Genomic DNA, 24,690 nt, shown 5'->3' on the forward strand with positions numbered 1-24,690 from the left:
TTGGACATGAGGCAGTATTTGTTGAGTGCAGTTGCACTCGGCGCCATCGTCGGCGCGCCCGCAATGGCGCAAGACACTGGCGCGTATGCCGGTATCGAAGGGGGCGTCGTGTTCCCTGACGATATCGAATACGAAGCGGCCGGAATCGACAACGCAGTCGAAATCGACCACGACATGGGCTTCGACGTCGGCGGTATCGTCGGCTACGACTTCGGCGGTTTCCGCATCGAGGGCGAAGGCTCGTGGAAAAAAGCCAACGTCGACACGATCATCGCCAACGTGGGCTCTGCTCCAGGCACCTTCGACGGTGACGGCGATCTCCAGATCTTCAGCGCCATGCTGAACGGCCTGGTCGACTTCGGTAGCGATGATGGGGTCAACTTCTTCGCAGGTGCCGGCCTCGGTATCGCCGAAGTTCAGACCGATTTCACCAATCGTCCTGCAGGTTCGTACATCGTGCAGGAAGATTACGACGAATTCGCATGGCAGCTCCTCGCCGGCCTGCGCTTCCCGCTTAGCGATCGTGTCGATCTCGGGGTCAAGTATCGTTACTTCAACGTGGAAGACATCGATACCGCCACAGAAGCGGGCGATGCCGTTGGCTTCGACGTTTCGACTCACTCGGTGCTGGCACAGCTCCTGGTGAACTTCGGCGGGACCCCGGCTCCGGTGGTCGTGCCGACCGCACCGCCGCCGCCGCCGCCGCCGCCGCCCCCGCCCCCGCCGCCCCCGCCGCCGCCGCCGCCGGTTGTTCAGGCTCCTTGCGAAACGGGCCCGTACATCGTGTTCTTCGACTGGGATCGGTCGGACATCACTCCGGAAGCGGCCCAGACGCTGAACCAGGCTATCGCGGCTTACGGCAACTGCGGCACCGCCCGCATCATGCTCGCCGGTTACACCGACACGTCGGGTTCGAAGCAATACAACATGGGTCTCGCAGCCCGTCGCAACGCTTCGGTCCGCGAATACATGACGGCCCGCTCGGTCCCGGCAAGCCGGATCACCAGCGAAGCCTTCGGTGAAGAAAACCTGCGCGTTCCGACCGCCGACGGCGTTCGCGAACTGCAGAACCGTCGCGTCGAAATCATGTACGGCCCCAACTCGGGCATGTAACACTTCGACACGTCGAAAAATTCGAGAAGGGGCCGGAGCGATCCGGCCCCTTTTTCGTTGGTGGCATGACCATCAGCCTCAAGGAGCCGACCATGCGCCCCCAGACCATTGCCGCCAGTTTTGCCAGTCTTGCCCTGCTGGGTACGGCCGCATGCGCCACTTACTCGGAAGTGCCGACCGATCGCGCGGCAGAAGCACGGCTTAGCTATGCTAACGGCCTACCAGCTGGCACAGCCCAGTTCTATGTGACCGGCGCCGGGGAGTTGCGCGTCACCGGTGCCTTCGCGGGGTTGAGCGATGGACCGCACGGCTTCCACCTTCACACGACCGGCTCCTGCGATGCGCCCGGCTTCCAGAGCGCCGGAGGCCACCTCAATCCGTACAGTCGGGAGCATGGCACGGATAACCCGGCCGGCGCGCATTTGGGCGACCTGCCAAACCTGATCGCCGCCGACGACGGCACGGCCCGGATTACCGCAGTCGTGTCGGACGATGCAGACGCCGCGCTTGCAGCGATCTTCGATGGCGATGGCACGGCCGTAATGATCCACGCAGGCGCAGACGACTATTCCAGCGACCCGGCCGGCGATGCCGGATCCCGCATTGCCTGCGGCGTGGTCGTCCGGCGCTGAGCGCCAGCTCTCCTGAATCTCAGTCGATCTCCTCGCCGGCCGCTCGGGCCCGCTCGATGACACTGTTACCGGCCGCCGGTACGAGCTTCAGTGCTGCCAGCAGCAGAACGAAGCCGAGTGGGGCCACCACCAACGTGGAAAGCATCCCGGTGCTAAGGCCGCCCGGGGTTACGGCCGAGACATAGCCGGCCATGAACGGGCCGATGCCCAGGCCTACTAGCGTGGTCGAAAGGAAGAAGATCGCCGTCGCCATCCCGCGCATCCGCGGAAGGACCAGCGCCTGGCTGCTTGCAGCGGCGGCGCCGAGCGCGGATGCGGACGTCATCTGCGCCACGAAGCTGGCGATGTAGAAGGTCGTCAGATCGGTAGTCGTGTATGCGATAACGATCGGCGGCAGCGACGTCACCAATCCGAACATGATGACCATCACCCGCCCGTTGGCAAACCGTTCGAGCAAGGAGTCCGCCATCCGCCCGCCCAGGATCACGCCGAGAAAACCGGCGACAGCGGAAGGCGCGCCGAGGAACCAGCCCAGTTCGGTCTTGGCAGCGCCTAGGTTGCGCTCGGCGAAGGGGGCACCCCAGTACGATGCCGAGTAGGCCATGAACGCCACCGTGCCGTAGCCGAGGACCACGGTGAGGAAGGCGGGCGATCCCCAGGTAAGGCTGAAGGTCGGATAATCCCGGGCGCGCAAGGCAGTGGCCCAGCTGAAGACGGCGTAATAGCCGACACCGAGGAACAGCCACTGGTCGCTGATTCCCGGGACGATCGACGATGTCGCGCCGGCGGTCAGCTTGGACAGAACGACGGCGAGGATCGCAAAGCCGGCGAGCCCTGCAAGGTTGAGCAAAAGGGCGCCCGCGCCCTGCCTTGCCGCGCCGAAGATCGTGAACGGCGGAATGACCGCGAGCAATTCTTCGAAGAAACCCTTGAAGGGCTTGGGGTTCTCGGGAGTCGGAAGACCGTCGATCGCGCCGCGGACAGGTTCCTTCAGCGAAACCACCCAGAGAGCGAGAAGCAGCCCCGGGATGCCGACAGACAAAAATGCAGCCTGCCAACCGGCCAGGCCGAGAGGCCCGCCGCCCGGATAAGCCTCGTTCCAGTTCTCGACGACCAAGCCGCCGATCAGCAGCGAAATACCGCCGCCGATGTACAGGCCGCTGGAATAGATCGCGAGAGCTGTGGCCCTCAGGCGGGCAGGGAACCAGTCGGCGATCAGCGAATAGGCCGACGGGCTTGCCGTCGCTTCCCCGACGCCGACACCGACCCGTGCGATGGTCAGCGTGGTGGCATTCTTTGCGAAGCCCGACAGTGCAGTCATCGTCGACCACAGGAACAGGCCGACGCTCAACAGTCGGACACGCTTCCAGCTATCGGCAAGCTTACCCAGCGGAATTCCGAAAAGGGCGTAGAAGACGGCGAAGGCTGTGCCGTAGAGAAAACCGAGGTAATCGTCGGCAACCCCGAGATCCGCTTTGATGTCGTTTGCAAGGATGGACAGGATCTGCCGATCGATGAAATTCAGCACGTAGACCAGAACTAGCACGCTGAGAGCGTACCAGCTGTAGGTCGGCACCTTGTTATTGGCTGGAGACGTCGCAGGCGTGTGCTCGCTGTCCTGTCCGGGCATTGCTGACATCAGGCGTTCTCTCCGATTGGCGGCGCATCGGCCGGATAGGGCAGCGGGTCGACAAGCCCCGCCTTGGCAAAGCCGGCGCGGCGAAGCCGGCAGCTGTCGCAGGCGCCGCAGGGGCGCCCGTCGTCACGCGGATCGTAACACGACCAGCTCATGCCTGCATTCAGGCCAAGCCGTGCCGCCTCCGCCGCGATGTCGGCCTTGCCCATATACTGGAGCGGGGCGTGAACGGTGAAGCCTTCCCCTTCGACGCCCTGCCTGGTGGCAAGATGCGCGGTCCGGGCGAAGCTTTCGATGAATTCCGGACGGCAGTCGGGATAACCCGAATAATCTAGCGCGTTGACCCCGATGAAAACGTCGCGCGCGCCCGCTGCCTCGGCAAAAGCGATTGTCAGCGAAAGGAAAACCAGATTGCGGGCGGGCACGTAGGTGACGGGAATGTCCTCGCCCACTCCGTCCTTAGGCACCGCGATGTCGTCAGTCAGTGCAGAACCGCCAAACCTGGACAGGTCGAGCGGCAGGACGACATGGCGTGCAACGCCTATGGCTGAAGCGACTTCCCGCGCCGCGTCCAATTCGCGCCGGTGGCGCTGGTGGTAGTCGATCGAGAGGGCGTGGATCGCATAGCCCCGTTCGCGCATCAGCCCGGCGACGACCATGGAATCGAGCCCGCCGGACAGCAGCAGCACGCCGCGCCTTTCGGTGGTTTCGGAATGGCCGCTGCTCATGCCACTTGGGCTAGACCCGGTGCGCGCGCCTGACAAGCGTCGGTAGGCAGATCAACGGCAGCTGCCGGTCCGACGCGCCTCCACGTCCCATGCGAAAGGCATGCCGCCACGGATCCCCTGGGTATCGATCTGGACGAGGCCGTCCGTCTCCTTGCGCACGAGATTGCGGCCGTATCCGCGTCCCTGGCAGGTGTAATTCACATCCACCTCCTTCGCGCCGTCCTTGACCGTGAAATAGCTGCACGTGAGGCCCGGGTGGCCGATTTGCAGCAACTCGCTACCGGTTCGCAGGCAGACGCGCTGTGGCGGTTCGCCATCGCGGAACCTGAGGACGTAGCTGCCCTTTTCCAGCGAGCGCAGCATGGCCAGTTCCGGCGCCTGCGCGGACGCCGGCATCGCGGCGAAAGACAAGGCGCCGAATGCGGCAAGCGCCGTCAGTCTGGACATAATCGCCTCCTTTCCTCGAGGCCGAATAATCGCGACCAACTGGCCGGTCTGCGCCTCAATTCCGCCTTAAGCTTCAAGCGCGAACTTGCGTGAACAGAAGGCGCAATCGACGGTTATCGTTCCCTCCTCGTCACGCATCTCTGCCTGTTCGTCTTTCGGGAAGCGCGCAATCACGGACTCGAAGTGCTCGACCGTGCAGCGGCAGCCGCGATGCAGCAGCGGTCCCTGCTCTACCAGGACTTGCTCCTCCTCGTGAAAAAGCCGCCAGATCACCGATTCCAGCGACAGGTTGCTGTCGAGCAATTCCTCACCCGTCACGCTGCCGCCCATGATCGAGACATGCTCCCACTCGCGGTGCTCTTCGCGAGTGGCAATGCGATCGCGGCCGTCTTCCCCTTCGGCAAGATGCTGCAGCAGGAGTCCCGCAGCCATGCAATTGTCGCCGTCGCAATCGACGGTGATCCGCAGCATGGTGGGCACTTGTTCCGATTGGTCGAAATAGGTTTCGCACGCCTCGGCAATCGACGAGCCTTCCAGCGGCACGATGCCCTGGTACCGTTCCTCTGCGACGGCAAGATCGAACGTCACGGCGAGGTACCCTTCCCCGAATAAACGCTCCAACGACCGGTCGACCCCCAGATCGGCGACAGCGGCAGGGTCGTAGTCGACATAGCCGCGCAGCTCCCCATCACGGTAATCGCAAACGAGCAGCGACACCGGTCCCGACTTCGCCTGCGCCTGCAGGGTGAGCTGGCTGCCCTCGTCCTTGAGCAGGCTGCCGACGAGCGCCGTCACGGTCACCGCTTCGCCCAGCAGGTGGCGGATGGGCGGCGGATAATTATGCGCCGAAAGGATGCGTTCCAGCACCGGCCCGATACGCACCGCACGGCCACGTGCGTTGCGCGCCGGCAGGCTGAAGGACAGAGTGTGATCGATAAACAGTTCGGCCGAAGGGGATTGTTCGTTCATGCCGCGCATATGGGCGCGGCGTCGCGCGTTTTTAAGTCCCGGCCGGAAAGCGGTTCAGATTTGCGCGAAACACCAGCGCAGGATCGATTTCTGAGCGTGCAGACGGTTTTCCGCTTCGTCGAACACGACCGACGCTTCGCTCTCGAACACCCCTTCGCTCACCTCGTCGCCGACATGGGCTGGCAGGCAGTGGAGGAAGATCGCGTCGTCCTTCGCCTCGGCCATCAGCGCGGCATCGACCCGGAAAGGCTCCATCGCTGCCAGCTTCGAATCGGCGTGTACCTGCCCCATCGAAATCCACGTATCGGTCACCAGCACGTCCGCGCCGCGGGCAGCGGCGGCGGCATCCTGTGTCAGCGTGACCGCGGCGCCATTGGCGCGCGCCATGGCGACGAACTCCTCATCCGGCTCGTAACCGGCCGGGGTCGCCACGCGCACATTGAACTTGAAGATCCCTGCCGCCTCCAGGATCGAATGCAGCACGTTGTTGCCATCCCCGAACCAGGCGAGCTCAAGCCCCGGCAGTGCCTTTCCCTGCTCGATCAGCGTCATCAGGTCGGCGACGATCTGGCACGGGTGGGACCGATCGGTCAGGCCGTTGATTACCGGCACGTCGGCATGGCGAGCGAGTTCCTCCGCTTTCGCGTGATCGTCCGTCCGGATCATGATCGCATCGACCATCCGGCTGAGTACCCTCGCCGTATCGGCGATACTCTCCCCGCGCCCGAGCTGGCTCGTCCCCGCATCGAGGATCAGCGCGCTGCCGCCAAGCTGCCGCATCGCGACATCGAAACTGACGCGTGTCCGGGTCGAGCTCTTCTCGAAAATCATGCCCAGAACATGGCCCGCGAGCGGCGCGTCCTTGTCCGGCCTGCCACGCGGGAAGATGACGCGCGCAGCCTTGCGCTCCTGCGCGTCGCGGAGGATCGCGGCGAGCCCGTCGCCGCCCGCATCGCCAAGGTCGAGGAAGCTGCGCGCCGTCATGGCACCCCCTAGCCGGCGGGAACGACGAAATCCGCCGCCCCGGCCGAAAGCTTTTCGAAGAATTCGTCGATTTCCGCATCGCCGATCACCAGCGGCGGCAGGATACGCAACGTCTGGTCGCCGGCAGCCACGGTCAGCAGGTCATGATTGTCGCGCAGATGCACCATGAAAGGGCGGCTCTCCACCTTCATGCGCAGGCCCAGCATCAAGCCCATGCCGCGCACATGGTCGAACAGGTCGGGATAGTTGCCGATGAACTGTTCGAGCCGGCTGCGGATCTTTTCCCCCTTGGCGCGGACTTCGGCGAGAAATTCGTCATTCGCCACGGCATCGAGCACGGCCATGCCCGCGGCCATCGCCAGCGGGTTGCCGCCGTAGGTCGAACCGTGGGTGCCGAAACCCATTCCGCGCGCGGCTTTTTCGGTCGCCATGCAGGCGCCGAACGGGAAACCGCCGCCAATGCCCTTGGCGGTAGCGACCACGTCGGGCGTGATGCCGTATTGTTCGTAGGCATACAGCGTCCCGGTGCGCGCGACGCCGCATTGCACCTCGTCGAGAGCCAGCATCAGGTCATGCTCGTCCGCCAGGGCACGCAGGCCCTGCATGAATTCCATGCTGGCCGGGCGGATGCCGCCCTCGCCCTGGATCGGCTCGACCAGGAAGCCGGCCGTCTTCGGCCCGACCGCTGCCTTCGCGGCCTCAAGATCGTCGAATTCGACATAGCGGAACCCGCCGAGGAGCGGCTGGAAGCCCTTGTGCATCTTTTCCTGGTTGGACGCGCTGATGGTGGCCATGGTGCGGCCGTGGAATGCGTTGGCGAAGGTGATGATTTCCGTCCGGTTCGCATCGCCATCGTCGTGCTGGTGATAGGCGCGCACTGTCTTGATCGCAGTTTCCACCGCTTCGGCACCGGAGTTCGTGAAGAACACCGTGTCGGCAAAGGTCAGGTCGACCAGCCGCTGGGCCAGCGCTTCTCCCTGCGGGCTGCCGTAGAGGTTCGAGACATGCATGAGTTCGGCGGCCTGGCGCTGGATGGCACCGATCAGCCCCTCGTGACTGTGGCCGAGCAGGTTGACCGCGATCCCGCTGGCGAAATCGAGATAGCGTGTGCCGTCCTCGTCGATCAGGTGGCAGTGCTCTCCCCGTACGGGGCGCACGTCGCAACGCGGGTAGACGGGCATGAGGGGCGTGATGGACATGTCTTGGGCTAATCCTTGCATTTCGAATTCTGTTTCAAACGCAAAATGGCGACCCCATGCGGGCCGCCATTCGCGCTGTCTTGCAGCAGTCCTGGACCGGAATTCCGGCCCGGAACGGCAGACGGTCAGCCCTGCGCAGGGACGAGATTGACCGCCGAATACTTGCCGCGTCGGTCGACTTCGAGGTCGAATTCGAAGCGGTCGCCCTCGTTGATCTCGCTGAGACCCGAGCGTTCCACCGCGCTGATGTGCACGAAGGCATCCGGCTGGCCATCGTCGCGGGTGATGAAGCCGAAGCCCTTCATCGAGTTGAAGAACTTCACGGTGCCGCTGGCTTTCTCGCCGGTCAGCTCGCGCCGCGGGGCAGCGTTGTTCTGCACGGCGATGACTTCGCCGACAACCTGCAGGTCCGCTGCCGACACCTTGCCGCCGCGGTCCACGAGGTTGAACTGCAGTTCCTGACCTTCGGCGAGCCCTTCGAGGCCTGCGCGTTCCACTGCGCTGATGTGGACGAATACGTCCTCGCCGCCGGCATCCTGCTGGATGAAGCCGAAGCCCTTCTGGGCGTTGAAGAACTTCACCTTGCCGGAACCGGTGCCGACGACCTGTGCGGGCATGCCACCGCGCTGGCCGCCACCGCCGCCACCGCCACGGAAGCCACCGCCTCCGCCGCCACCGCGATAGCCGCCGCCGCCGCCGCCGCCGAAACGGTCGCCGCCACCGAAACGGTCGCCGCCACCGCCACCGAAGCGGTCACCACCACCGCCAAAACGGTCGCCGCCACCGAAATCGGACGGCCCGCCGAACGGATCGAAATTGTCTTCGCCGATATTGTCCCGCTTGTCGCGTCCGCGGCCGCGCCGGCCCCTGTCAAAACCCATAATACTTCAAACACCCAAATCGCCGCCCGCTTGATTCGCCGGTCCGGAAAGCAGACGGTAACCCCCCGGATCGTCACGCACGACAGGCCAGCCGGCCCGATACAACGCACGCTGTGAGCCTGTGCATAACCCAAGAAGTTGCCACACGCGAATAAAATTGGCTGAAAAGCCCAAAGTCGCATGCGGAGAGGGCGAAACCTGTTGTGGGGAAGTCGCACCCACGCCATGGGGCGGGCATGGAAATCATGAGCCTTCTGAGCGATCCGGCCGCCTGGGCCGCGCTGTTCACCCTGATCGTCCTCGAGGTCATTCTGGGGGTCGACAATCTCATCTTCATCGCGATCCTGTCGAACAAGTTGCCGGAGCACCAGCAACAGCGTGCACGCCGCATCGGCCTGGCTCTGGCGCTGGTCCTGCGCATCGGGATGCTCATGCTGATCGGCTGGCTGGTGACACTTCAGCAACCGCTGTTCGATCTCGGCCTGGTCGGCGCTGCCAACGAATATGGCGAGCCGTCCTTCGAAACGGCTTTTTCCGGCCGCGACCTTATCCTGTTGGCAGGCGGCCTGTTCCTGCTGTGGAAGGCCACGAAGGAAATCCACCATTCCATGGAGCCGGAAGACAACACCGGCGACCTGCTCGACAAGACACCCGGCAAGACGGCCGTGACTGCCACCTTCGGCGCCGTGATCGCGCAGATCGTGGCGATCGACCTCGTCTTTTCCGTCGATTCGATCCTGACCGCAGTAGGCATGACCGACGAAATCCCGATCATGGTCACTGCGGTGGTCATTACCGTCGGTATCATGATGATCGCCGCCGATCCCCTCGCTAGGTTCATCGAGAAGAACCCGACGCTGGTCATGCTGGCGCTGGCGTTCCTCGTGATGATCGGCCTGGTTTTGGTCGCGGACGGATTCGGGTTCCATGTGCCGAAGGGATATATCTACGCTGCGATGGGCTTTTCCGTCGGCGTCGAAATCCTGAACATTGTCCAGCGGAACCGGCGACGCAGATTGGCGCAAGAGGCAGGCTAGCGTTCCGTGACAGACCTGTTGCTTCAGTTCGGCGGCTCGCTGGCGGCTATCCTGGCCCTTTTCCTCCTGGCGGGCTGGCTGAAGCTCGGCGGGGTCGGGCAAATCGACGGTCCCGAGCATGCGATGGTGCTGGCGAGCGAGGTCGACCTGCATTTCGCCCCGAGGGACGTGATCGTGGATCGCGAAGGCCGCGCGGCTTTGCTGACCGACGGCGCGGCGGTGATGCTGCTGATGCCGCACGGCAACAAGTTTGTCGGCCGCGTGCTCGGCCCGGCTGCCCGGGTCGAGCGGACGGACGAAGGGCTATCCGTGCACAGCGGCGAGCGGCTGCACCGTTCGGTCGGGCTCGCTCTCGACGACCAAGAGGCGGAGGCTTGGTTCGCGCGGCTTCGCGCTCTAAACTAACGCCGTGCCCGATTTCTCACCCACCGAATACGCCGTGCCCGGCTTCGTCCTGCTCGTGCTGGCCGAAATGGTCTGGGCCCGGCTGCGGCGGCCCGAGGCCTACGAACCGCGCGACACGCTGACCAGCCTCGTCTTCGGACTCGGCAGCACCGTTTCGGGGTTGCTGTTCGGCGGCCTCTTCCTCCTCCTCTACCTTGCGCTGTGGGAATACCGGCTGTTCGATATCGGCTGGGCGTGGTGGGCCTGGGCGCTGTGCTTCGTGCTGGACGACCTTGCCTATTACTGGATTCACCGGGCCGGCCACCGGATCCGCTGGTTCTGGGCGAGCCACGTGAACCGCCATTCGAGCCAGCATTACAATCTGTCCACCGCCCTGCGTCAAAGCTGGACCGGGTTCCTGACGCTGGGTTTTGCATTCAAGCTGCCGCTGGTGCTGCTCGGCTTCCACCCGGTGATGATCGCGATCTGCGGCGGCTTCAACCTGATCTACCAGTTCTGGATCCACACCGAATCGATAGGTCGGATGCCGCGCTGGTTCGAAGCGGTGATGAACACACCCAGCCACCACCGCGTCCACCACGCCACCAATCCGCGCTATCTCGACCGCAATTATGCAGGGGTCTTCATCGTGTGGGACCGGATGTTCGGCACATTCCAGCCCGAGGTGGACGATGCGGACGAGCCGATCCGCTACGGCATCGTCAGGCAGCTCGGCACGTTCAACCTCCTGTGGTCCGTCTTCCACGAATGGGTCGGCATCGCGCAGGACATGTGGCGCGCGCCGTGGCGGCACAAGCTATCCTACCTGCTGCGCGAACCCGGCTGGAGCCATGACGGCAGCCGCCAGACCAGCGACACGATCCGCGCGCGCTGGCTGGAACGGAGGGGCGAAGGCTCCGGACCCGGAAATTCCCCGCAAGCTTAAATCGTTGCGCCCCTTTAATCGCTCGCTTAATCCTTGTGGCCGAGGAGAGCGAGCATGGATGAATTCGACGTCATCGTCGTCGGCGGCGGCAGTGCGGGCAGTGCGGCGGCCGGGCGGTTGGCAGCAGCGGGCAAGAGCGTTTGCCTGCTGGAGGCCGGCGGCCGGAACGACAATTTCCTGATCAAGACGCCGGGCTTCATGCCCTTCCTGCGCGACAGCTCCAACTATCGCTACGACACGGTCCCGCAGAGGGGGCTGAAGGGCCGCATCGGCTACCAGCCGCGCGGGCGCGGCCTCGGCGGGTCGAGCGCGATCAACGCGATGCTCTATATCCGCGGCAACCGTTTCGATTACGACCAGTGGGCCGAGCTCGGCTGCGACGGCTGGGCCTATGACGATGTCTTGCCCTATTTCAAGAAAGCCGAATGCAACGTGCGCGGGCAGAGCGAATACCATGGCGGCGACGGGCCGCTGTGGGTGAGCGACCAGAAATACGCGAACCCCGCCAGCAAGGCTTTCGTCGAAAGTGCAGCCTCGCTCCAGCTGCCGCGCAACACTGACTTCAACGGCGAGAAACAGGCCGGTTTCGGCATGTACCAGGTGACCCAGAAAGACGGCGAGCGATGGTCGGCCAGCCGCGCCTATATCGAGCCGCTACGGAATCGGAAGAATCTCGACGTGCGCATCGGCGTGACGGTCCAGCGGCTGGAGATCGCGGACGGCCGCGTCACCGGCGTGACCTACTCCGTCGGCAAGAAGGAGCGCACGGTCACGGCGCGCGGCGGCGTGATCCTGAGCGCAGGCGCCTTCAATTCGCCGCAAATCCTCATGCTGTCGGGCATCGGGCCGGGCGCGCACCTGCACGAACACGGCATCGACGTGGTCGACGACCGTGCCGCCGTTGGTAGCGACCTGCAGGACCATATCGACTACGTCTCCAGCTGGGAGACCGAGTCGAAGGAGCCTATCGGCGACAGCATCGCCGGCAGCATCCGCATGGTGAAGGCGATGATCGAGCACCGCCGCCAGCGCACCGGGATCATGACCACCCCCTATGCCGAAAGCGGCGGCTTCTGGACCGTGATGCCCGATGCGCCCGCTCCCGACGTCCAGTGGCATTTCGTGCCAGCGATGCTGGAGGATCACGGGCGTGAAAAGGTGAAAGGCCACGGTTTCTCGCTCCACGCCTGCGTGCTGCGCCCGGAAAGCCGCGGCACGGTGCGGCTGGGAAGTCGCAACGCCGCCGACGCGCCCCGGATCGACCCCAATTTCCTCGACGACGAGCGCGACATCGCGACGCTGCGCGCAGGCGTGCGCCTGTCGCACCGGATCGCGTCCGCCCCGCCGCTGTCGGACTATGCGCCGAAGGACCGCTATCCCATCGACCTCGACGACGACGGGCAGCTCGACGATCTCATCCGGAGCCGCGCCGACACGGTCTACCACCCGGTCGGCACCTGCCGCATGGGCGCCGACGAGGCTTCGGTCGTCGATCCCCGGCTCAAGGCGCGCGGAGTCGACGGGCTGTGGATTGCCGATGCCAGCATCATGCCCCGCCTCGTCAGCGGCAACACCAACGCGCCCAGCATCATGATCGGCGAACGCTGCGCCGACTTCGTGAAGGACGCGCTCGGTTGAAGTTCGCTAAAAAAAGGGACCGGAGCTTGCACTCCGATCCCAAGGATATTCCGCAGGAGGAACATCGGTTGGCGAGGCCGGTGAGGAGAGAGAGTTCCCGGCCCCGCCAATCTGGTAAAGGTCAGTTGTAGGCGCGCTCCCCGTGTTCGGAGATGTCGAGGCCGTTGACTTCGGTCTCTTCATCGACCCGCAGCCCGGTGACGAGCTTGGCGATGAAGCCGGCGACCAGCGTTCCGATCGTGGCCCACGCGATAGTCACGACCACGCCTTCGGCCTGGATGAAGAGCTGCGCGAGCGTTGCGGTCGATCCGTCTCCGGGGCCGCCGATGAACGGCTGGTAGACGATGCCAGTACCCAGCGCTCCGACGATGCCGCCCACGCCGTGAATGCCGAAGGCATCGAGGCTGTCGTCGTAGCCGAACTTCTGCTTCACCTTGGCGACGAAGAAGTAGCACACGATCGAAGACGCGATGCCGAGCAGGATCGCACCGAACGGACCGCTGTTGCCGGCAGCCGGGGTCACGGCGACGAGGCCGGCGATCACGCCCGAACAGAAGCCCAGCGCGCTGCCCTTGTGCCCGGCCAGCCGCTCGATCACCATCCAGGTCAGCGCCCCTGCCGCCGTGGCGACGAAGGTGTTGATCATGGCGAGGCCGGCGACACCGTCAGCTTCCAGTTCGGAGCCGGCGTTGAAGCCGAACCAGCCAACCCACAGCAGGCCGGTGCCGATCATCGTCATCGTCAGGCTGTGCGGCGGCATGGGCTCGGCCGGATAGCCGCGGCGCTTGCCGAGGAGATAGGCGAGCACGAGGCCCGACACACCCGCGTTGATGTGGACCACGGTCCCGCCGGCAAAATCGAGCGCACCGGCATCGAACAGCAGGCCGCCATCCCACCACACCATGTGGGCGATGGGGAAATAGACGATGGTCAGCCAGATCGGCACGAACACCATCACCGCAGTGAACTTCATCCGCTCCGCCGTCGCGCCCAGGATCAGGGCGGCGGTGATGGCCGCAAAGGTCATCTGGAAGCTGATGAAGACATATTCGCTGATGACTTCGTCGCTGAAGGTGGCCGCCGTGCTGTCGGCAGTCGTCCCGGTCAGGAACAGGTTGCCCCAGCTGAAGAAGCTGTTGCCTTCAGGGCCGAAGGCGGTGGAATACCCCCACATTACCCACACCAGCATCGCGAGCGCGGCGGTGGCGCCGATCTGGGTCATGGTGCTGAGCATGTTCTTCGATCGCGTCAGGCCGCCGTAGAACAGGGCGAGGCCAGGCAGGATCATGAGCAGGACGAGGATGGTGGAGGTCATCATCCAGCCGTTGTTGCCGGGGTTGGCGACGGCAGTCGCCGCCTCGGTCGTAGCGCCCGCGATCGGCGTACCTGCTTCGGTTGCAGCATCCTGCGCCCATGCGGCAGAGGCGGAAACGATGCTGCCGGCGGCAGCGCAGAAACCCGTGACTTTCTTGAGCACGTCGGTCCTCCTCAAAGTGCCGCGTCGCCGGTTTCGCCGGTGCGGATGCGGGTGGTGGACGAAAGGTCGAGGACGAAGATCTTGCCGTCGCCGATACTGTCGGTGCTGGCAACTTCCTGGATTTTCTCGACCACTTGCGGCGCCAGCGCATCGCTCGCGGCGATCTCCAGCTTGACCTTGGGCAGCATGTTGGTGGCGTATTCCGCGCCGCGGTAGATTTCGGTCTGGCCCTTCTGGCGGCCGAAACCCTTTACTTCGGACACGGTCATCCCAGCGACCCCGATCTCGCCGAGGGCTTCGCGCACCTCGTCGAGCTTGAACGGCTTGATGATGGCGACGATGTATTTCACGTGAGCGCCCCCCTGTTGCGATATGGAAACCCGGACCCGCGCAAGACGCGCCCTTCGCACTTGCAGCAAGAGCCGTGCCAGAATGTAAGAAAAGGCAATACGGGGCGCAGGCGGCGCAATTTGCAATCAGCGAGAGCCCGGCCGAGTCACATTTTTATGCAGCTGCCTTAATTTTCGGCACCGGCTTTCGGCAGCCGCAGGTGCGCATAGACGGGCAAATGGTCGCTGCTTACCGCGGCGAGGTCGCTGCCGTGCACATCGGTGTGGGAGACCCGCCAATGGTCGCTCACCACGATCCGGTCGAGCGTGCCGAGCGGGCGATGCGCGGGGAAGGACCGACCCGGCGACAGCACGGTCCAGTCCTGCCCGCCGAACGCCCTCAGCGCGCCCTTGTTGGGCAGCCATTCGTTGAAATCGCCCATCAGCACGGTCGGACATTCGGCTTCGTCGGCACAGTGTTCGATCACCGTGCGCAGCTGTTCGCGTCGCCTCAGGCCCGTGAGGCACAGGTGCATGCCGACCATGCGGACCCGGCGCCCGCCCACCGACAGGTCGGCCCGCACCGCCCCGCGCGGTTCGATCGTCGGCAAGTCGACGCGGCAGGTGCCCGTGACCTCTATCCCTTCGCGCAGCAGCAGCGCATTGCCGTGCCAGCCGAGCGAATGGGGCCGCTCCGCCACCGCGGCGGCGTGCCAGCCGTGGCGTTTCAGCATGTCTTTCGGCAGCACCGATGCGCGATTGCCGAAGCGCATGTCGGCTTCCTGCAAGGCGACGATGTCGGCGTCGATCTCGTCGATGACCGCCAGGATGCGCGCCGGGTCGCGGCGGCGGTCCCGCCCCACGGCCTTGCGGATATTGTAGCTGGCGACGGTCAGTTCCATGCGTACCCTTCGGCCGTGAACCTAGCGTTCTTTCGTCGCGGAGAAAGTCAGCTTGGGATTTTTCTCTTCCTGGTAGCCGACGTCCCAGGGCGACTTCGCCATGAAGACGAGGTCGCCGTCGCGGTCCTTGGCCAGGTTGGCGCGATTGAACTTCTCGAATTCATCCATCGCAGCCTGATCGCCTTTCAGCCAGCGCGCGGTGGCAAAGGGAGAGGCTTCGAGCTTCGCTTCCACCTTGTATTCGGCCGACAGCCGGCTGATCAGCACCTCGAGCTGCAGCTGGCCGACCACGCCGACAATCCACTGCCCGCCGATTTCCGGATAGAAGACCTGGATCACCCCTTCTTCGGACAGGTCGTCCAGCGCCTTGCGAAGCTGCTTGGTCTTGGTCGGATCGACCAGCTGTACACGGCGCAGGATTTCCGGCGCGAAGTTGGGCAGGCCGGTGAAGCGAATCTCGTTCTTCTCGCTCAGCGTGTCGCCCACACGGAGCGTGCCGTGGTTGGGGATGCCGATGATGTCTCCGGGATGCGCCGTGTCGGCAATCTCGCGGTCCTGCGCGAAGAACAGGATCGGCGAATGTACCGCGATCGGCTTGCCCAGCCCGCTCGGCGTCAGCTTCATACCGCGTTTGAACGTGCCCGACACCTGCCGCATGAACGCGATGCGGTCGCGGTGGTTGGGGTCCATGTTGGCCTGGACCTTGAAAATGAAGCCCGTCACCTCGTCCCGACCCGGATCGACCTGCGCCTCGCCCGCCGGCTGGGGACGCGGCGGGGGCGCGAATTTCGCGATCGCCTCGATCAGTTCGGTCACGCCGAAATTCTTCAGCGCAGAGCCGAAATAGACAGGCGTCAGGTCGCCGGCGCGATAAGCCTCCAGGTCGAATTCGGGATAACCGACCTGCGCCAGCTCGGCCTCTTCCGCGAAATTCTCCGGTATCGACGGATCGCTGTCGACCGTGCCGAGGAATTCTTTCGACGGCCCTTCCGGCCGCGCGACCGCTCCGCTTTCGAAATCCAGCACGCCTTCGAACTGGCCGCCCATGCCGATAGGAAAGGCCTGCGGGCTGACGTCGAGCGCCAGCATGTCGGCGATCTCGTCGAGCAATTCGAAAACCGGCCGCCCTTCGCGGTCGACCTTGTTGACGAAGGTGATGATCGGCACGCTGCGCAGACGGCAGACTTCGAACAGTTTGCGCGTCTGCGGCTCGATCCCCTTGGCCGCGTCGATTACCATGATGGCAGAATCGACAGCCGTCAGGGTGCGGTAGGTGTCTTCGGAGAAATCCTCGTGCCCCGGTGTGTCGAGCAGGTTGAACGTGATGCCGTCACGCTCGAACGTCATGACCGAGGAGGTCACGGAGATACCGCGCTGCTGTTCGATCTTCATCCAGTCCGAGCGCGCGCGCCGGGCCGCCCCGCGCGCCTTGACCTCGCCCGCGAGATGAATCGCGCCGCCGGTCAGCAGCAGCTTCTCGGTCAGCGTGGTCTTGCCGGCGTCGGGGTGCGAAATGATCGCGAAGGTTCTGCGTTCGGAGGACATGGCTGGCCGCTTAGCCGCACCGCCGCCGCGCGTCCACGACGCAGCACCGACGGACAACCGAATGGCTAGAAATCGCTGCTATCCGCCAACCGTATTCGATGGGGGTCGGAATGAGGAAATCACTCGCCACACTGGCGCTGCTTGCGCTTGCCGGCTGCGGCAGCGAATTGCCGCCGAACACCTACGACCTGCCGGCCGAGGAGGTATTCCAGCGCCTTGTCGCCGGCGACCTGGAGGAGTTCAAGCGGGCGCGCAAATGCAGCATTCCGATCATGTTCCAGCAGCAGGCGGTGCTGGGCAAGTCCGTTAGCTGGCAGGTCCTGGGCGATGGCGGACAACTGGCGCGGTTCGGCGTCGAGCTGGTGCCGACCGAAAACGGCGCGTCCGAAGTGAAAATCGATATTCCGAGCCACCCGCAGGGCGGCGAAATCCACGATGGCGACAAGTTCGTACCCTATCCGGCCTTGCGCCAGCCGCTCCGCCCCGCCGTGGAAGAACTCGTCGCTTCCAAGGTCCAGCAGCGTCCCTACAACGCGCAAGCGGTGCCGCGCTCGCCGGACGACAGCGTGTGCGACGTTCAGCGCGGTAGCGCCGAAAGCGGGGTCGATTTTCGCACTAGCCGCAGCAGCAATCGCGGCAGCGGTATGGCGGACGAGGTCTCCGACGACTGGGGCGAGTGACGTCTAGCCGCGCAGTTCCGCACCAAGCTTCGCCGCCGCGGCCACGACCTTGTCGGAAACCGCCTTCAGCTCGGCATCGGTGAAGCTTTTCTCGCCCGGCTGGAGCGTGGCTTCGATGGCGACGCTTTTCCTGCCTTCGGGGACGCCCTGCCCTGCGAACACGTCGAACACGCGCGCGGCGACGATGGCCTGCTTGTCTGCGCCCTTCACCGCGCGCTCCAGCTCGCCGGCAGCGAGATCGTCCGGCACCAAGAAGGCGAAATCGCGCTTCACCGGCTGCAGCGCGGGCGGAGCATAAGGCGCGCGGGCGAAGCCGGGCGCTTTCTTCGGCGCAGGGATCGCATCGAGAAACAGCTCGGCAACCACGACCGGCCCGTCGATGTCGAACGCTTCCAGCGTGCGCGGGTGCAGCGCGCCAAACCGGGCGAGCACGGCTTTCGGGCCGAGGCGGAGCGTGCCGGACTGGCCCGGATGGAACTGCGCGCCCGCCTCGCCCATCACTTGCAGGCGGTCGACCGGCGCACCGGCGACTTCGAGCAATCGCTCGGCCATGCCCTTGGCATCGTAGGCATCGAAGGGCGCGGCCTTGCCGCTGTCCCAGCCGCGCGGCGTCTTCTCGCCCGCAAGCAGGACGGCCAGCGTCTCGCGCTCGTCGCTCGTACCGTCAGCGCCCCGGAAATAGCGGCGGCCGAGTTCGAACACGCGCACACCGGCAGCCCCGCGGTCGCGGTTGCGCTTGGCAGCGCCCAGCAGGCCCGGGATGAGCGAGGGCCGCATGACCTTGAGGTCTTCGCTAATCGGGTTCTCCAGCGCCCACAGCGGCGCGTCGCCTTGCGCGAAATGCGCGGCCTCCGCTTCGGGCAGGAACGACCAGGTGATCGCCTCGTGCAGGCCCGCCGCGGCAGCCGCGCGGCGCATCTTGCGGGCGCGAAGTTGCTCGCGCGTGGCGGTGGGTTTGGCAACCCCTTCGACGCGCGGCAAGGGCGTGCTCTCGACCTTGTCGAGCCCGTGGATGCGCACGACTTCCTCGACCAGGTCGGCGGCGCCTTCGACATCGTGACGGCGCAAGGGCACGCTGACGCTCCAGTCGGGCGCCACGTCGAAATCGAGCGCGGCGAGGATGCGGCGCTGTTCGCCTTCGGCAATCTCGACACCTCCCAGCGTCCGGGCCAGCTGCGGATCATAGGCCACCGTCATCCGCTCGGCCGGTGGCGAACCGGCGCGCACCACCTCGGTCGGCTGGCCGCCGCAGGTCTTCACGATCAGGTCGGTCAGCAGCGCAAGGCCATCGTCGAGGAAAGCCGGATCGACACCACGCTCGAACCGCGTGCGGGCATCGCTGGCAAGGCCGAGCTTGCGGCCCGTCACGCCAATGGCTTCGGGATCGAAATAGGCGATCTCGAGCAGCAGGTCTGTGGTGCCTTCGGTCGCGCCCGAATGTTCCCCGCCCATGATACCGGCGATGTCGTGCACGCCATTGTCATCGGCGATCACGGTCATGGTGTCATCGAGCGTGTAGGTCTTCTCGTTGAGCGCCTCGACCGTCTCACCATCGTGCGCGCGGCGCGCGACGACAGCGCCCGACAGTTTCGCAAGGTCGTAGACATGGGCCGGGCGGCCGAAGGCGAGCATCAGGTAATTGGTCGCATCGACCAGCGGCGAGATCACGCGCTGGCCGGCCGCAAGCAGGCGGCGCTGCATCCATTCCGGGCTGGAGCCGGTGTTGTCGACGCCGCGGATGACACGGCCATAAAAGGCCGGGCAGCCTTGCGGATCGTCGATGCGAATTTCGACCGGGCAAGCGCCCTCGCCCGCTATCGATGGTACTTCGACAGCCTTGTAAGTGCCGAGACCCGCCGCCGCGAGATCGCGGGCAATCCCCATCACGCCCATGCAATCGGGCCGGTTGGGGGTAATGGCGACATCCAACACCGGGCTTGCCGCGTGATAATCCGCGAAGCTCGTGCCGACGGGCGCATCGGCAGGCAGTTCGATGATACCGTCATGCTCGTCGCCGAGTTCCAGTTCGCGCACCGAGCACATCATGCCGTTCGATTCGACGCCGCGGATCTTCGACTTGCGCAGTTCCATGCCATTGGCCGGCACCACCGCACCGGGCAGGCCCAGCACGCCCTTCATCCCGGCACGGGCATTAGGCGCGCCGCAGACGACCTGCAGCGGATCGCCTTCGCCCGTATCCACAGAAAGGACCTGTAGCTTGTCGGCATCCGGGTGCGGACCAGCGGTCAGCACTTCGGCCACACGGAAACCGGCAAGTTTGTCTGCCGGATCGTCGATCCCTTCGACCTCGTGGCCGATGGCGTTCAGCGCAGCGGCGATCTCTGTCACTCCCGCCTCGGTGTCGAGGAAATGCTTCAGCCATTCGAGCGAGAACTTCATGATGCCGCTCCTACGCCGCCGGAAAGGGTCGGCTGGTCGAAGGCGCTGAACCCGTAATGGTTGAGCCAGCGCCCATCGCCGTCGAAGAAGGCGCGCAGATCGTCCATGCCGTATTTCAGCATCGCCAGCCGGTCGACGCCAAGGCCCCAAGCGAAGCCTTGCCATTCGGCCGGGTCCAGCCCGGCCATTTCGATGACCCGGCGGTTGACCATGCCGCTGCCGAGCAGCTCCATCCAGCCGTGGCCCGGCGCATCGCCGTCACCGCCGAGTACCCTTTTGCCGCCGACATCCTGCCAGCCGACATCCACTTCCACTGAAGGCTCGGTGAAGGGGAAATAGCTGGGGCGAAGGCGCAGCACGATGTCGTCGCGCTCGAAAAAGGCCTTGAGAAAGGTCTCCAGCGTCCACCTCAGGTGGCCCAAGTGGATGTCGCGATCGATCACCAGCCCTTCGACCTGGTGGAACATGGGCGTGTGCGTGGCGTCGCTGTCGCTGCGATAGACGCGGCCGGGCGCGATGATGCGGATCGGCGCGCCCTGTGCCTTCATCGCGCGGATCTGCACCGGCGAGGTATGCGTCCTCAAGAGCATCCGGTTCCCGTCGGCATCACGGTCTGGGAAGTAGAACGTGTCGTGCATTGCGCGCGCGGGGTGCGTTTCCGCCATGTTGAGCGCAGTGAAATTGTGCCAGTCGTCCTCGATCTCCGGCCCGGTCGCGACGGAAAAGCCCATGTCGGCGAAGATTTCCGCCAGCTCGTCCATCACCTGGCTGACGGGGTGGACGCTGCCCTTCGCCGCGTGGGGTGCAGGCAGGGTGAGGTCCAGCGTCTCGCTGGCAAGGCGCGCGTCGAGAGCGGCATCGTCGAGCGCGGCCTTGCGCGCCGCAATGGCATCGGCGACCTGTGTGCGCGTGCCCTGGATCTTCGGGCCTTCGCTTTGCCGCTGCTCCGGCGTCATCCCGCCCAATGTCTTCAGCAGGGCGCTGACCCAGCCCTTCTTGCCGAGCGCCTCGATGCGGATCGCCTCCAGCGCATCGCCGGTTTCGGATGCGGCGATCGCGCCCAGCGTGTCGGAAAGCCGTGTGTCGGTATCGTCTGCCATGGTGCCCTATCTGGTCTTCGGGGGTCCGGTGTCAGGTTGGTTCGTTACGGTCCAATACGAAGAAGCGCCACCCCCGCCTTGGCAGGAGCAGCGCTTCGTGCCGTAGTCCGTCAGGACGACATCAATCAGGCGGGAAGCGCCCCGGATCGGGTCCGGGGCAGGCTGACCCTCTCCCGGCTTAGGCCGGGAGAGCGTCCTTGGCCTGCTTGATGATCGTCTTAAAGGCTGCGCCCTCATTCATGGCGAGGTCGGCCATCACCTTGCGGTCGAGCTCGATCCCGGCAAGCTTGGTGCCGTGGATGAACTGCGAATAGGTCAGGCCTTCGGCGCGGACAGCCGCGTTGATGCGCTGGATCCACAGGGCGCGGAAGTTGCGCTTCTTAACCTTGCGGTCGCGATAGGCGTACTGGCCGGCCTTTTCGACCGCCTGGCGCGCGACGCGGATGGTGTTCTTGCGGCGGCCGCGATAGCCCTTGGCCTGGTCCAACAGCCGCTTGTGCTTCTGGCGCGTGGTAACGCCGCGTTTGATGCGAGGCATAATTCTGTTCCTTAATCAGTCACATGGTCCGGGCCTGCCCTCGCCCCCGCCCTTCCACCCGGATGATACCCGGCAGGCTCAGGGTGGAAGGGCGGGGGCGAGGGTAGGCCCGGCAGCGGCGTTAGCCGCCCAATATCAATCCAGCCCGTAAGGGGCCCATTTCTTCACGGCCTTGACGTCGCACTTGGCGAGAACGTCGGTGCCGCGGTTCTGGCGGATGTACTTCGCATTGTGGCTGATCAGGCGGTGGCGCTTGCCGGCGACACCGTGCTTGACCTTGCCGTTAGCGGTGATCTTGAAGCGTTTCTTCACACCGCTCTTGGTCTTGAGCTTGGGCATTTTCATCTCCTGTCAGAGACACGTCCGAACCAGCCCTGGCAGCCCTAACGGCCAGACCGGCAGATGAATCACGTGTCGGTGAAGGGCGCGCATCTAGCGGATGCTGCGCGAAATGCAAGGCCTGCGCCCGTCAGGCGTCGTAGATCATCTTGACCGTCATCCCGCCGTCGATGACGATCTGCTGTCCGGTCACGAAGCCTGCGCCGGCAAGCCATTCGACCGCCTCCGCGATGTCCGCCACCGTGCCGACCCGTCCGGCGGGATGCTGCGACTTCGCGGTCTTGGAATGCCCGGCCTCGCTGCGCTCGCCTTCCTTCTGCCACGGGCCGGTTTCGATCCATCCCGGAAGGATCGCGTTGGCGCGCACTTCCGGCCCGAGCGAGACGGCGAGCGCGTGAGTGAGCGCGGATACGCCGCCTTTCGCCGCGCTATAGGCAAAGGTGTTCTCCTCGCTCATCAATGCGCGGGTGGAGGAGATATTGGCGATGCTCGCCCCGTCGCCGCGCCGCAGCAACGGCAGGGCCTCGCGGCTGCACAGGAAGGCGGCGGTCAGGCTCGCGTCGATCCAGCCCTGCCAGCTTTCCAGCGACAGGTCCTCCAGCTTTCCTGCATAGGGATCGGCGATCCCGGCGTTGTTCACCAGCACGCCCAGCGCCTCGCCATCGAGCCAGGCGTCGACGGCGGTGAAAGCCTTCCTGGTCGTGCTTTCCCGCCCCACGTCGCAGGCATGGGTGAGCAATTGCGCTTGCGGATAGGCTGCCGAAAGTTCGGCCAGCGCGTCCCCGTCCTTGTCGAGCGCCGCGACGCGCCAGCCGAGGCCGAGGAAATGGACTGCGCAGCCGCGGCCGATGCCGTTGCCCGCGCCGGTGATGCAGATCGTTTTCGTGGTCATGGTCAGCCCAACGAACGAGCCGGTCAGGAGTGCCCCATCGCCTCCAGCACATCGTCTAGCCGCGCGGGATCGCCGAGCGCGAGGACGGTGCCGTCGCTGTCCGCATCGAGCGGGTTGCCCTGCCAGTCGCTCATCGTCCCGCCGGCGCCCTCCACGATGGGGACCAGTGCGGCATAATCGTAGATGGCCAGCCCGGCTTCGCACACGATGTCGAGATGGCCGCCGGCAAGCAGGCCGTAATTGTAGCAATCGCCGCCGTAGACGATCGTCCCCTGGCGGACATTGCCTCCGATCGCGCCGGCCAGCCGCATGTACGGTTCCGCCTGGCCGGCGTTGAAATAATGCGGGCTGCTGGTTGCCAACACGGCGCCTTCCAGTGCGGCGCAGCTTCGAGTGCGGACCGGCTTGCCGTTGAAACTCGTCCCTTCCCCGATGCGACCGGCCCAGCGCTCCCTTGCGACCGCCTGGTCGATGATGCCGAGGACGGGCCAGCCGTCCTGCACCAGCGCGATCAGCGTGCCGAAGATCGGCCGACCGGCCATGAAGCTGATCGTCCCGTCGATCGGGTCGAGCACCCAGCGGCGCCCGGCGCCTTCGTTGGAAAGCCCGTATTCCTCACCGAGGATACCGTCACCGGGCCGCTCGGCTTCCAGGATGGCGCGAATGGCCGCCTCGGCCGCCTTGTCGGCTTCGGTCACCGGAGAGCGGTCGGCCTTGCGCTCGTGCGACCATTCGCCGCGGAACAGCGGACGGATCGCTTCGCCCGCCGCATCGGCGAGACGGTGCGCCAGCTTCAGATCGTCGGCAGTCGCCATTTCAGTCGAACAGGCTGGAGACGCTGGCCTCGTCGGCGATGCGGCGCATGGCTTCGCCCAGCAGCGGGGCGACGGTGAGCGTGCGGATGCGCTGCGAATCGTCCGCCGCATCGGTCGCCCGGATCGTGTCGGTGATGACGAGTTCCTTCAGCGCACTCTTGTCCACGCGGGCCACCGCGCCGCCAGACAGCACGCCGTGGGTGATGTAGGCCGCCACGCTCGATGCGCCTTCGTCCAGCAGCGCCTGCGCCGCGTTGCACAGCGTGCCGCCCGAATCGACGATATCATCGATCAGGATGCAGTGCCGGCCCTTCACGTCGCCGATGATGTTCATCACTTCGCTTTCGCCCGGACGGTCGCGGCGTTTGTCGACGATAGCGAGCGGCGCGTTGTCGAGCCGCTTGGCGAGCGCCCGTGCGCGCACCACGCCGCCGACATCGGGGGAGACAACCATAAGGTCCTGGTCGCCGTAGCGCGCCTGGATGTCGGCTGCCATCACGGGCGCTGCGTAGAGGTTGTCGGTCGGGATATCGAAGAAGCCCTGGATCTGCCCCGCGTGCAGGTCCACCGACAGCACGCGGTCGGCCCCGGCTTCGGTAATCAGGTTTGCCACCAGCTTGGCCGAGATCGGCGTGCGCGGGCCGGGTTTGCGGTCCTGCCTGGCATAGCCGAAATAGGGCACCACCGCAGTGATCCGCTTGGCCGAGGCTCGCTTGAGCGCATCGATGCCGATCAGCAGTTCCATGAGGTGGTCGTTGGCCGGGAAACTGGTCGACTGGACCAGGAAAACGTCCTCGCCGCGCACGTTCTCGTGGATTTCGATGAAGATCTCTTCGTCGGCGAAGCGGCGCACGCTGGCATCGGTCAGCGGCATTTCCAGATAGCCGGCGATGGCCCGGGCGAGCGGCAGGTTCGAATTGCCGGCCATGATCTTCATGTCTGCGAATCTCCGTAGGGTATGGGTGTGCCGACGGGCTTAGGCGCGGGGCCGGCTATTGCAACCGCCCGCCGCCCGCTTTCCCCGCCGCGAGGGCGTTCGGATGGGTTGCTCGCCCCTTGTCCAGCGAGGGCACCCGCCC

General features: G+C 65.2%; 25 protein-coding genes. 7 read left to right on the plus strand and 18 right to left on the minus strand.

The features are described from left to right. The first annotated feature begins 6 nt into the window (after positions 1 to 6). Complete coding sequence (locus QQW98_RS04315; protein ID WP_290136860.1) at positions 7 to 1,113, plus strand: OmpA family protein; 1,107 nt, start codon at positions 7 to 9, stop codon at positions 1,111 to 1,113. Between the two features lie 92 nt (positions 1,114 to 1,205). Next, complete coding sequence (locus tag QQW98_RS04320) at positions 1,206 to 1,745, plus strand: superoxide dismutase family protein (protein ID WP_290136315.1); 540 nt, start codon at positions 1,206 to 1,208, stop codon at positions 1,743 to 1,745. 19 nt (positions 1,746 to 1,764) lie between these two features. Here QQW98_RS04320 and QQW98_RS04325 read toward each other — a convergent pair whose 3' ends face one another. The 7 genes from QQW98_RS04325 to QQW98_RS04355 all read right to left on the minus strand — a co-directional run bounded on the left by QQW98_RS04325 (position 1,765) and on the right by QQW98_RS04355 (position 8,589). Beyond that, positions 1,765 to 3,375, minus strand: a complete 1,611-nt coding sequence (locus tag QQW98_RS04325; RefSeq protein ID WP_290136316.1) for an MFS transporter — start codon at positions 3,373 to 3,375, stop codon at positions 1,765 to 1,767. 8 nt (positions 3,376 to 3,383) lie between these two features. Further along, positions 3,384 to 4,109 carry a 7-cyano-7-deazaguanine synthase QueC gene (gene queC, locus QQW98_RS04330; protein WP_290136317.1) on the minus strand — a complete coding sequence of 242 codons (726 nt, stop codon included), beginning with the start codon at positions 4,107 to 4,109 and terminating at the stop codon, positions 3,384 to 3,386. 51 nt (positions 4,110 to 4,160) lie between these two features. Further along, positions 4,161 to 4,556: a hypothetical protein gene (locus QQW98_RS04335; RefSeq protein WP_290136318.1), complete on the minus strand. Its 396-nt coding sequence runs from the start codon at positions 4,554 to 4,556 to the stop codon at positions 4,161 to 4,163. A 66-nt stretch (positions 4,557 to 4,622) separates the two neighbouring features. Further along, a complete protein-coding gene (gene hslO / locus QQW98_RS04340; protein WP_290136319.1) occupies positions 4,623 to 5,525 on the minus strand; it encodes an Hsp33 family molecular chaperone HslO in 903 nt (300 codons plus the stop codon). A gap of 54 nt (positions 5,526 to 5,579) precedes the next feature. Continuing rightward, positions 5,580 to 6,509: an ornithine carbamoyltransferase gene (gene argF / locus QQW98_RS04345; protein ID WP_290136320.1), complete on the minus strand. Its 930-nt coding sequence runs from the start codon at positions 6,507 to 6,509 to the stop codon at positions 5,580 to 5,582. An 8-nt stretch (positions 6,510 to 6,517) separates the two neighbouring features. After that, positions 6,518 to 7,708, minus strand: a complete 1,191-nt coding sequence (locus tag QQW98_RS04350) for an aspartate aminotransferase family protein (RefSeq protein ID WP_290136321.1) — start codon at positions 7,706 to 7,708, stop codon at positions 6,518 to 6,520. A 125-nt stretch (positions 7,709 to 7,833) separates the two neighbouring features. After that, entirely contained in the window at positions 7,834 to 8,589 is a 756-nt protein-coding gene (locus QQW98_RS04355) for a cold-shock protein (protein WP_290136322.1), read from the minus strand. Between the two features lie 236 nt (positions 8,590 to 8,825). On the opposite strand from QQW98_RS04355, the gene QQW98_RS04360 reads away from it, so the two are divergent. The 4 genes from QQW98_RS04360 to QQW98_RS04375 are packed head-to-tail and all read left to right on the plus strand — an operon-like array spanning position 8,826 to position 12,594. Next, positions 8,826 to 9,626, plus strand: a complete 801-nt coding sequence (locus QQW98_RS04360; protein ID WP_290136323.1) for a TerC family protein — start codon at positions 8,826 to 8,828, stop codon at positions 9,624 to 9,626. A 6-nt stretch (positions 9,627 to 9,632) separates the two neighbouring features. After that, positions 9,633 to 10,031, plus strand: a complete 399-nt coding sequence (locus tag QQW98_RS04365) for a hypothetical protein (RefSeq protein WP_290136324.1) — start codon at positions 9,633 to 9,635, stop codon at positions 10,029 to 10,031. A 4-nt stretch (positions 10,032 to 10,035) separates the two neighbouring features. Beyond that, a complete protein-coding gene (locus QQW98_RS04370; protein ID WP_290136325.1) occupies positions 10,036 to 10,956 on the plus strand; it encodes a sterol desaturase family protein in 921 nt (306 codons plus the stop codon). 54 nt (positions 10,957 to 11,010) lie between these two features. Beyond that, the gene (locus QQW98_RS04375) at positions 11,011 to 12,594 is read left to right on the plus strand and encodes a GMC family oxidoreductase (RefSeq protein ID WP_290136326.1); all 1,584 of its coding nucleotides are present in this window, start codon (positions 11,011 to 11,013) and stop codon (positions 12,592 to 12,594) included. A gap of 121 nt (positions 12,595 to 12,715) precedes the next feature. On the opposite strand, the gene QQW98_RS04380 is transcribed toward QQW98_RS04375, so the two are convergent. From QQW98_RS04380 to QQW98_RS04395, 4 genes are all read right to left on the minus strand, one after another. Beyond that, a complete protein-coding gene (locus QQW98_RS04380) occupies positions 12,716 to 14,071 on the minus strand; it encodes an ammonium transporter (RefSeq protein WP_290136327.1) in 1,356 nt (451 codons plus the stop codon). An 11-nt stretch (positions 14,072 to 14,082) separates the two neighbouring features. Beyond that, positions 14,083 to 14,421: a P-II family nitrogen regulator gene (locus QQW98_RS04385; protein ID WP_290136328.1), complete on the minus strand. Its 339-nt coding sequence runs from the start codon at positions 14,419 to 14,421 to the stop codon at positions 14,083 to 14,085. Positions 14,422 to 14,588: 167 nt separating this feature from the next. Next, positions 14,589 to 15,302: an endonuclease/exonuclease/phosphatase family protein gene (locus QQW98_RS04390; RefSeq protein ID WP_290136329.1), complete on the minus strand. Its 714-nt coding sequence runs from the start codon at positions 15,300 to 15,302 to the stop codon at positions 14,589 to 14,591. A 21-nt stretch (positions 15,303 to 15,323) separates the two neighbouring features. Beyond that, a complete protein-coding gene (locus QQW98_RS04395; RefSeq protein ID WP_290136330.1) occupies positions 15,324 to 16,847 on the minus strand; it encodes a peptide chain release factor 3 in 1,524 nt (507 codons plus the stop codon). Positions 16,848 to 16,957: 110 nt separating this feature from the next. Between QQW98_RS04395 and QQW98_RS04400 the strand changes: the two genes are divergently transcribed. Then, on the plus strand, positions 16,958 to 17,527 hold the full coding sequence (locus tag QQW98_RS04400) for a hypothetical protein (RefSeq protein ID WP_290136331.1): 570 nt from the start codon (positions 16,958 to 16,960) through the stop codon (positions 17,525 to 17,527). Between the two features lie 3 nt (positions 17,528 to 17,530). Here the strand turns inward: QQW98_RS04400 and pheT are convergent, their stop codons facing one another. The 7 genes from pheT to QQW98_RS04435 all read right to left on the minus strand — a co-directional run bounded on the left by pheT (position 17,531) and on the right by QQW98_RS04435 (position 24,548). Next, positions 17,531 to 19,927: a phenylalanine--tRNA ligase subunit beta gene (gene pheT, locus QQW98_RS04405; RefSeq protein ID WP_290136332.1), complete on the minus strand. Its 2,397-nt coding sequence runs from the start codon at positions 19,925 to 19,927 to the stop codon at positions 17,531 to 17,533. Then, a complete protein-coding gene (gene pheS / locus QQW98_RS04410) occupies positions 19,924 to 21,027 on the minus strand; it encodes a phenylalanine--tRNA ligase subunit alpha (protein ID WP_290136333.1) in 1,104 nt (367 codons plus the stop codon). The genes pheT and pheS overlap by 4 nt, the downstream gene beginning before the upstream one ends. A gap of 178 nt (positions 21,028 to 21,205) precedes the next feature. Beyond that, entirely contained in the window at positions 21,206 to 21,565 is a 360-nt protein-coding gene (gene rplT, locus QQW98_RS04415; protein ID WP_290136334.1) for a 50S ribosomal protein L20, read from the minus strand. 135 nt (positions 21,566 to 21,700) lie between these two features. Continuing rightward, entirely contained in the window at positions 21,701 to 21,904 is a 204-nt protein-coding gene (rpmI, locus tag QQW98_RS04420) for a 50S ribosomal protein L35 (RefSeq protein ID WP_290136335.1), read from the minus strand. A 130-nt stretch (positions 21,905 to 22,034) separates the two neighbouring features. Continuing rightward, entirely contained in the window at positions 22,035 to 22,796 is a 762-nt protein-coding gene (locus tag QQW98_RS04425; RefSeq protein WP_290136336.1) for an SDR family NAD(P)-dependent oxidoreductase, read from the minus strand. A gap of 23 nt (positions 22,797 to 22,819) precedes the next feature. Continuing rightward, a complete protein-coding gene (locus QQW98_RS04430) occupies positions 22,820 to 23,611 on the minus strand; it encodes an inositol monophosphatase family protein (protein ID WP_290136337.1) in 792 nt (263 codons plus the stop codon). 1 nt (position 23,612) lies between these two features. Beyond that, complete coding sequence (locus tag QQW98_RS04435) at positions 23,613 to 24,548, minus strand: ribose-phosphate pyrophosphokinase (protein ID WP_290136338.1); 936 nt, start codon at positions 24,546 to 24,548, stop codon at positions 23,613 to 23,615. Positions 24,549 to 24,690 lie beyond the last annotated feature (142 nt).

Source organism: Alteriqipengyuania flavescens (genome assembly GCF_030406725.1).
In the GTDB taxonomy this organism is placed as follows: domain Bacteria; phylum Pseudomonadota; class Alphaproteobacteria; order Sphingomonadales; family Sphingomonadaceae; genus Alteriqipengyuania_B; species Alteriqipengyuania_B flavescens.

Coding starts and splice junctions, on each gene's coding strand:
- QQW98_RS04315 (WP_290136860.1), top strand. CDS start 7: ATGAGGCAGTATTTGTTGAGTGCAGTTGCACTCGGCGCCATCGTCGGC.
- QQW98_RS04320 (WP_290136315.1), top strand. CDS start 1,206: ATGCGCCCCCAGACCATTGCCGCCAGTTTTGCCAGTCTTGCCCTGCTG.
- QQW98_RS04325 (WP_290136316.1), bottom strand. CDS start 3,375: ATGCCCGGACAGGACAGCGAGCACACGCCTGCGACGTCTCCAGCCAAT.
- queC (WP_290136317.1), bottom strand. CDS start 4,109: ATGAGCAGCGGCCATTCCGAAACCACCGAAAGGCGCGGCGTGCTGCTG.
- QQW98_RS04335 (WP_290136318.1), bottom strand. CDS start 4,556: ATGTCCAGACTGACGGCGCTTGCCGCATTCGGCGCCTTGTCTTTCGCC.
- hslO (WP_290136319.1), bottom strand. CDS start 5,525: ATGAACGAACAATCCCCTTCGGCCGAACTGTTTATCGATCACACTCTG.
- argF (WP_290136320.1), bottom strand. CDS start 6,509: ATGACGGCGCGCAGCTTCCTCGACCTTGGCGATGCGGGCGGCGACGGG.
- QQW98_RS04350 (WP_290136321.1), bottom strand. CDS start 7,708: ATGTCCATCACGCCCCTCATGCCCGTCTACCCGCGTTGCGACGTGCGC.
- QQW98_RS04355 (WP_290136322.1), bottom strand. CDS start 8,589: ATGGGTTTTGACAGGGGCCGGCGCGGCCGCGGACGCGACAAGCGGGAC.
- QQW98_RS04360 (WP_290136323.1), top strand. CDS start 8,826: ATGGAAATCATGAGCCTTCTGAGCGATCCGGCCGCCTGGGCCGCGCTG.
- QQW98_RS04375 (WP_290136326.1), top strand. CDS start 11,011: ATGGATGAATTCGACGTCATCGTCGTCGGCGGCGGCAGTGCGGGCAGT.
- QQW98_RS04390 (WP_290136329.1), bottom strand. CDS start 15,302: ATGGAACTGACCGTCGCCAGCTACAATATCCGCAAGGCCGTGGGGCGG.
- QQW98_RS04395 (WP_290136330.1), bottom strand. CDS start 16,847: ATGTCCTCCGAACGCAGAACCTTCGCGATCATTTCGCACCCCGACGCC.
- QQW98_RS04400 (WP_290136331.1), top strand. CDS start 16,958: ATGAGGAAATCACTCGCCACACTGGCGCTGCTTGCGCTTGCCGGCTGC.
- pheT (WP_290136332.1), bottom strand. CDS start 19,927: ATGAAGTTCTCGCTCGAATGGCTGAAGCATTTCCTCGACACCGAGGCG.
- pheS (WP_290136333.1), bottom strand. CDS start 21,027: ATGGCAGACGATACCGACACACGGCTTTCCGACACGCTGGGCGCGATC.
- rplT (WP_290136334.1), bottom strand. CDS start 21,565: ATGCCTCGCATCAAACGCGGCGTTACCACGCGCCAGAAGCACAAGCGG.
- rpmI (WP_290136335.1), bottom strand. CDS start 21,904: ATGCCCAAGCTCAAGACCAAGAGCGGTGTGAAGAAACGCTTCAAGATC.
- QQW98_RS04425 (WP_290136336.1), bottom strand. CDS start 22,796: ATGACCACGAAAACGATCTGCATCACCGGCGCGGGCAACGGCATCGGC.
- QQW98_RS04430 (WP_290136337.1), bottom strand. CDS start 23,611: ATGGCGACTGCCGACGATCTGAAGCTGGCGCACCGTCTCGCCGATGCG.
- QQW98_RS04435 (WP_290136338.1), bottom strand. CDS start 24,548: ATGAAGATCATGGCCGGCAATTCGAACCTGCCGCTCGCCCGGGCCATC.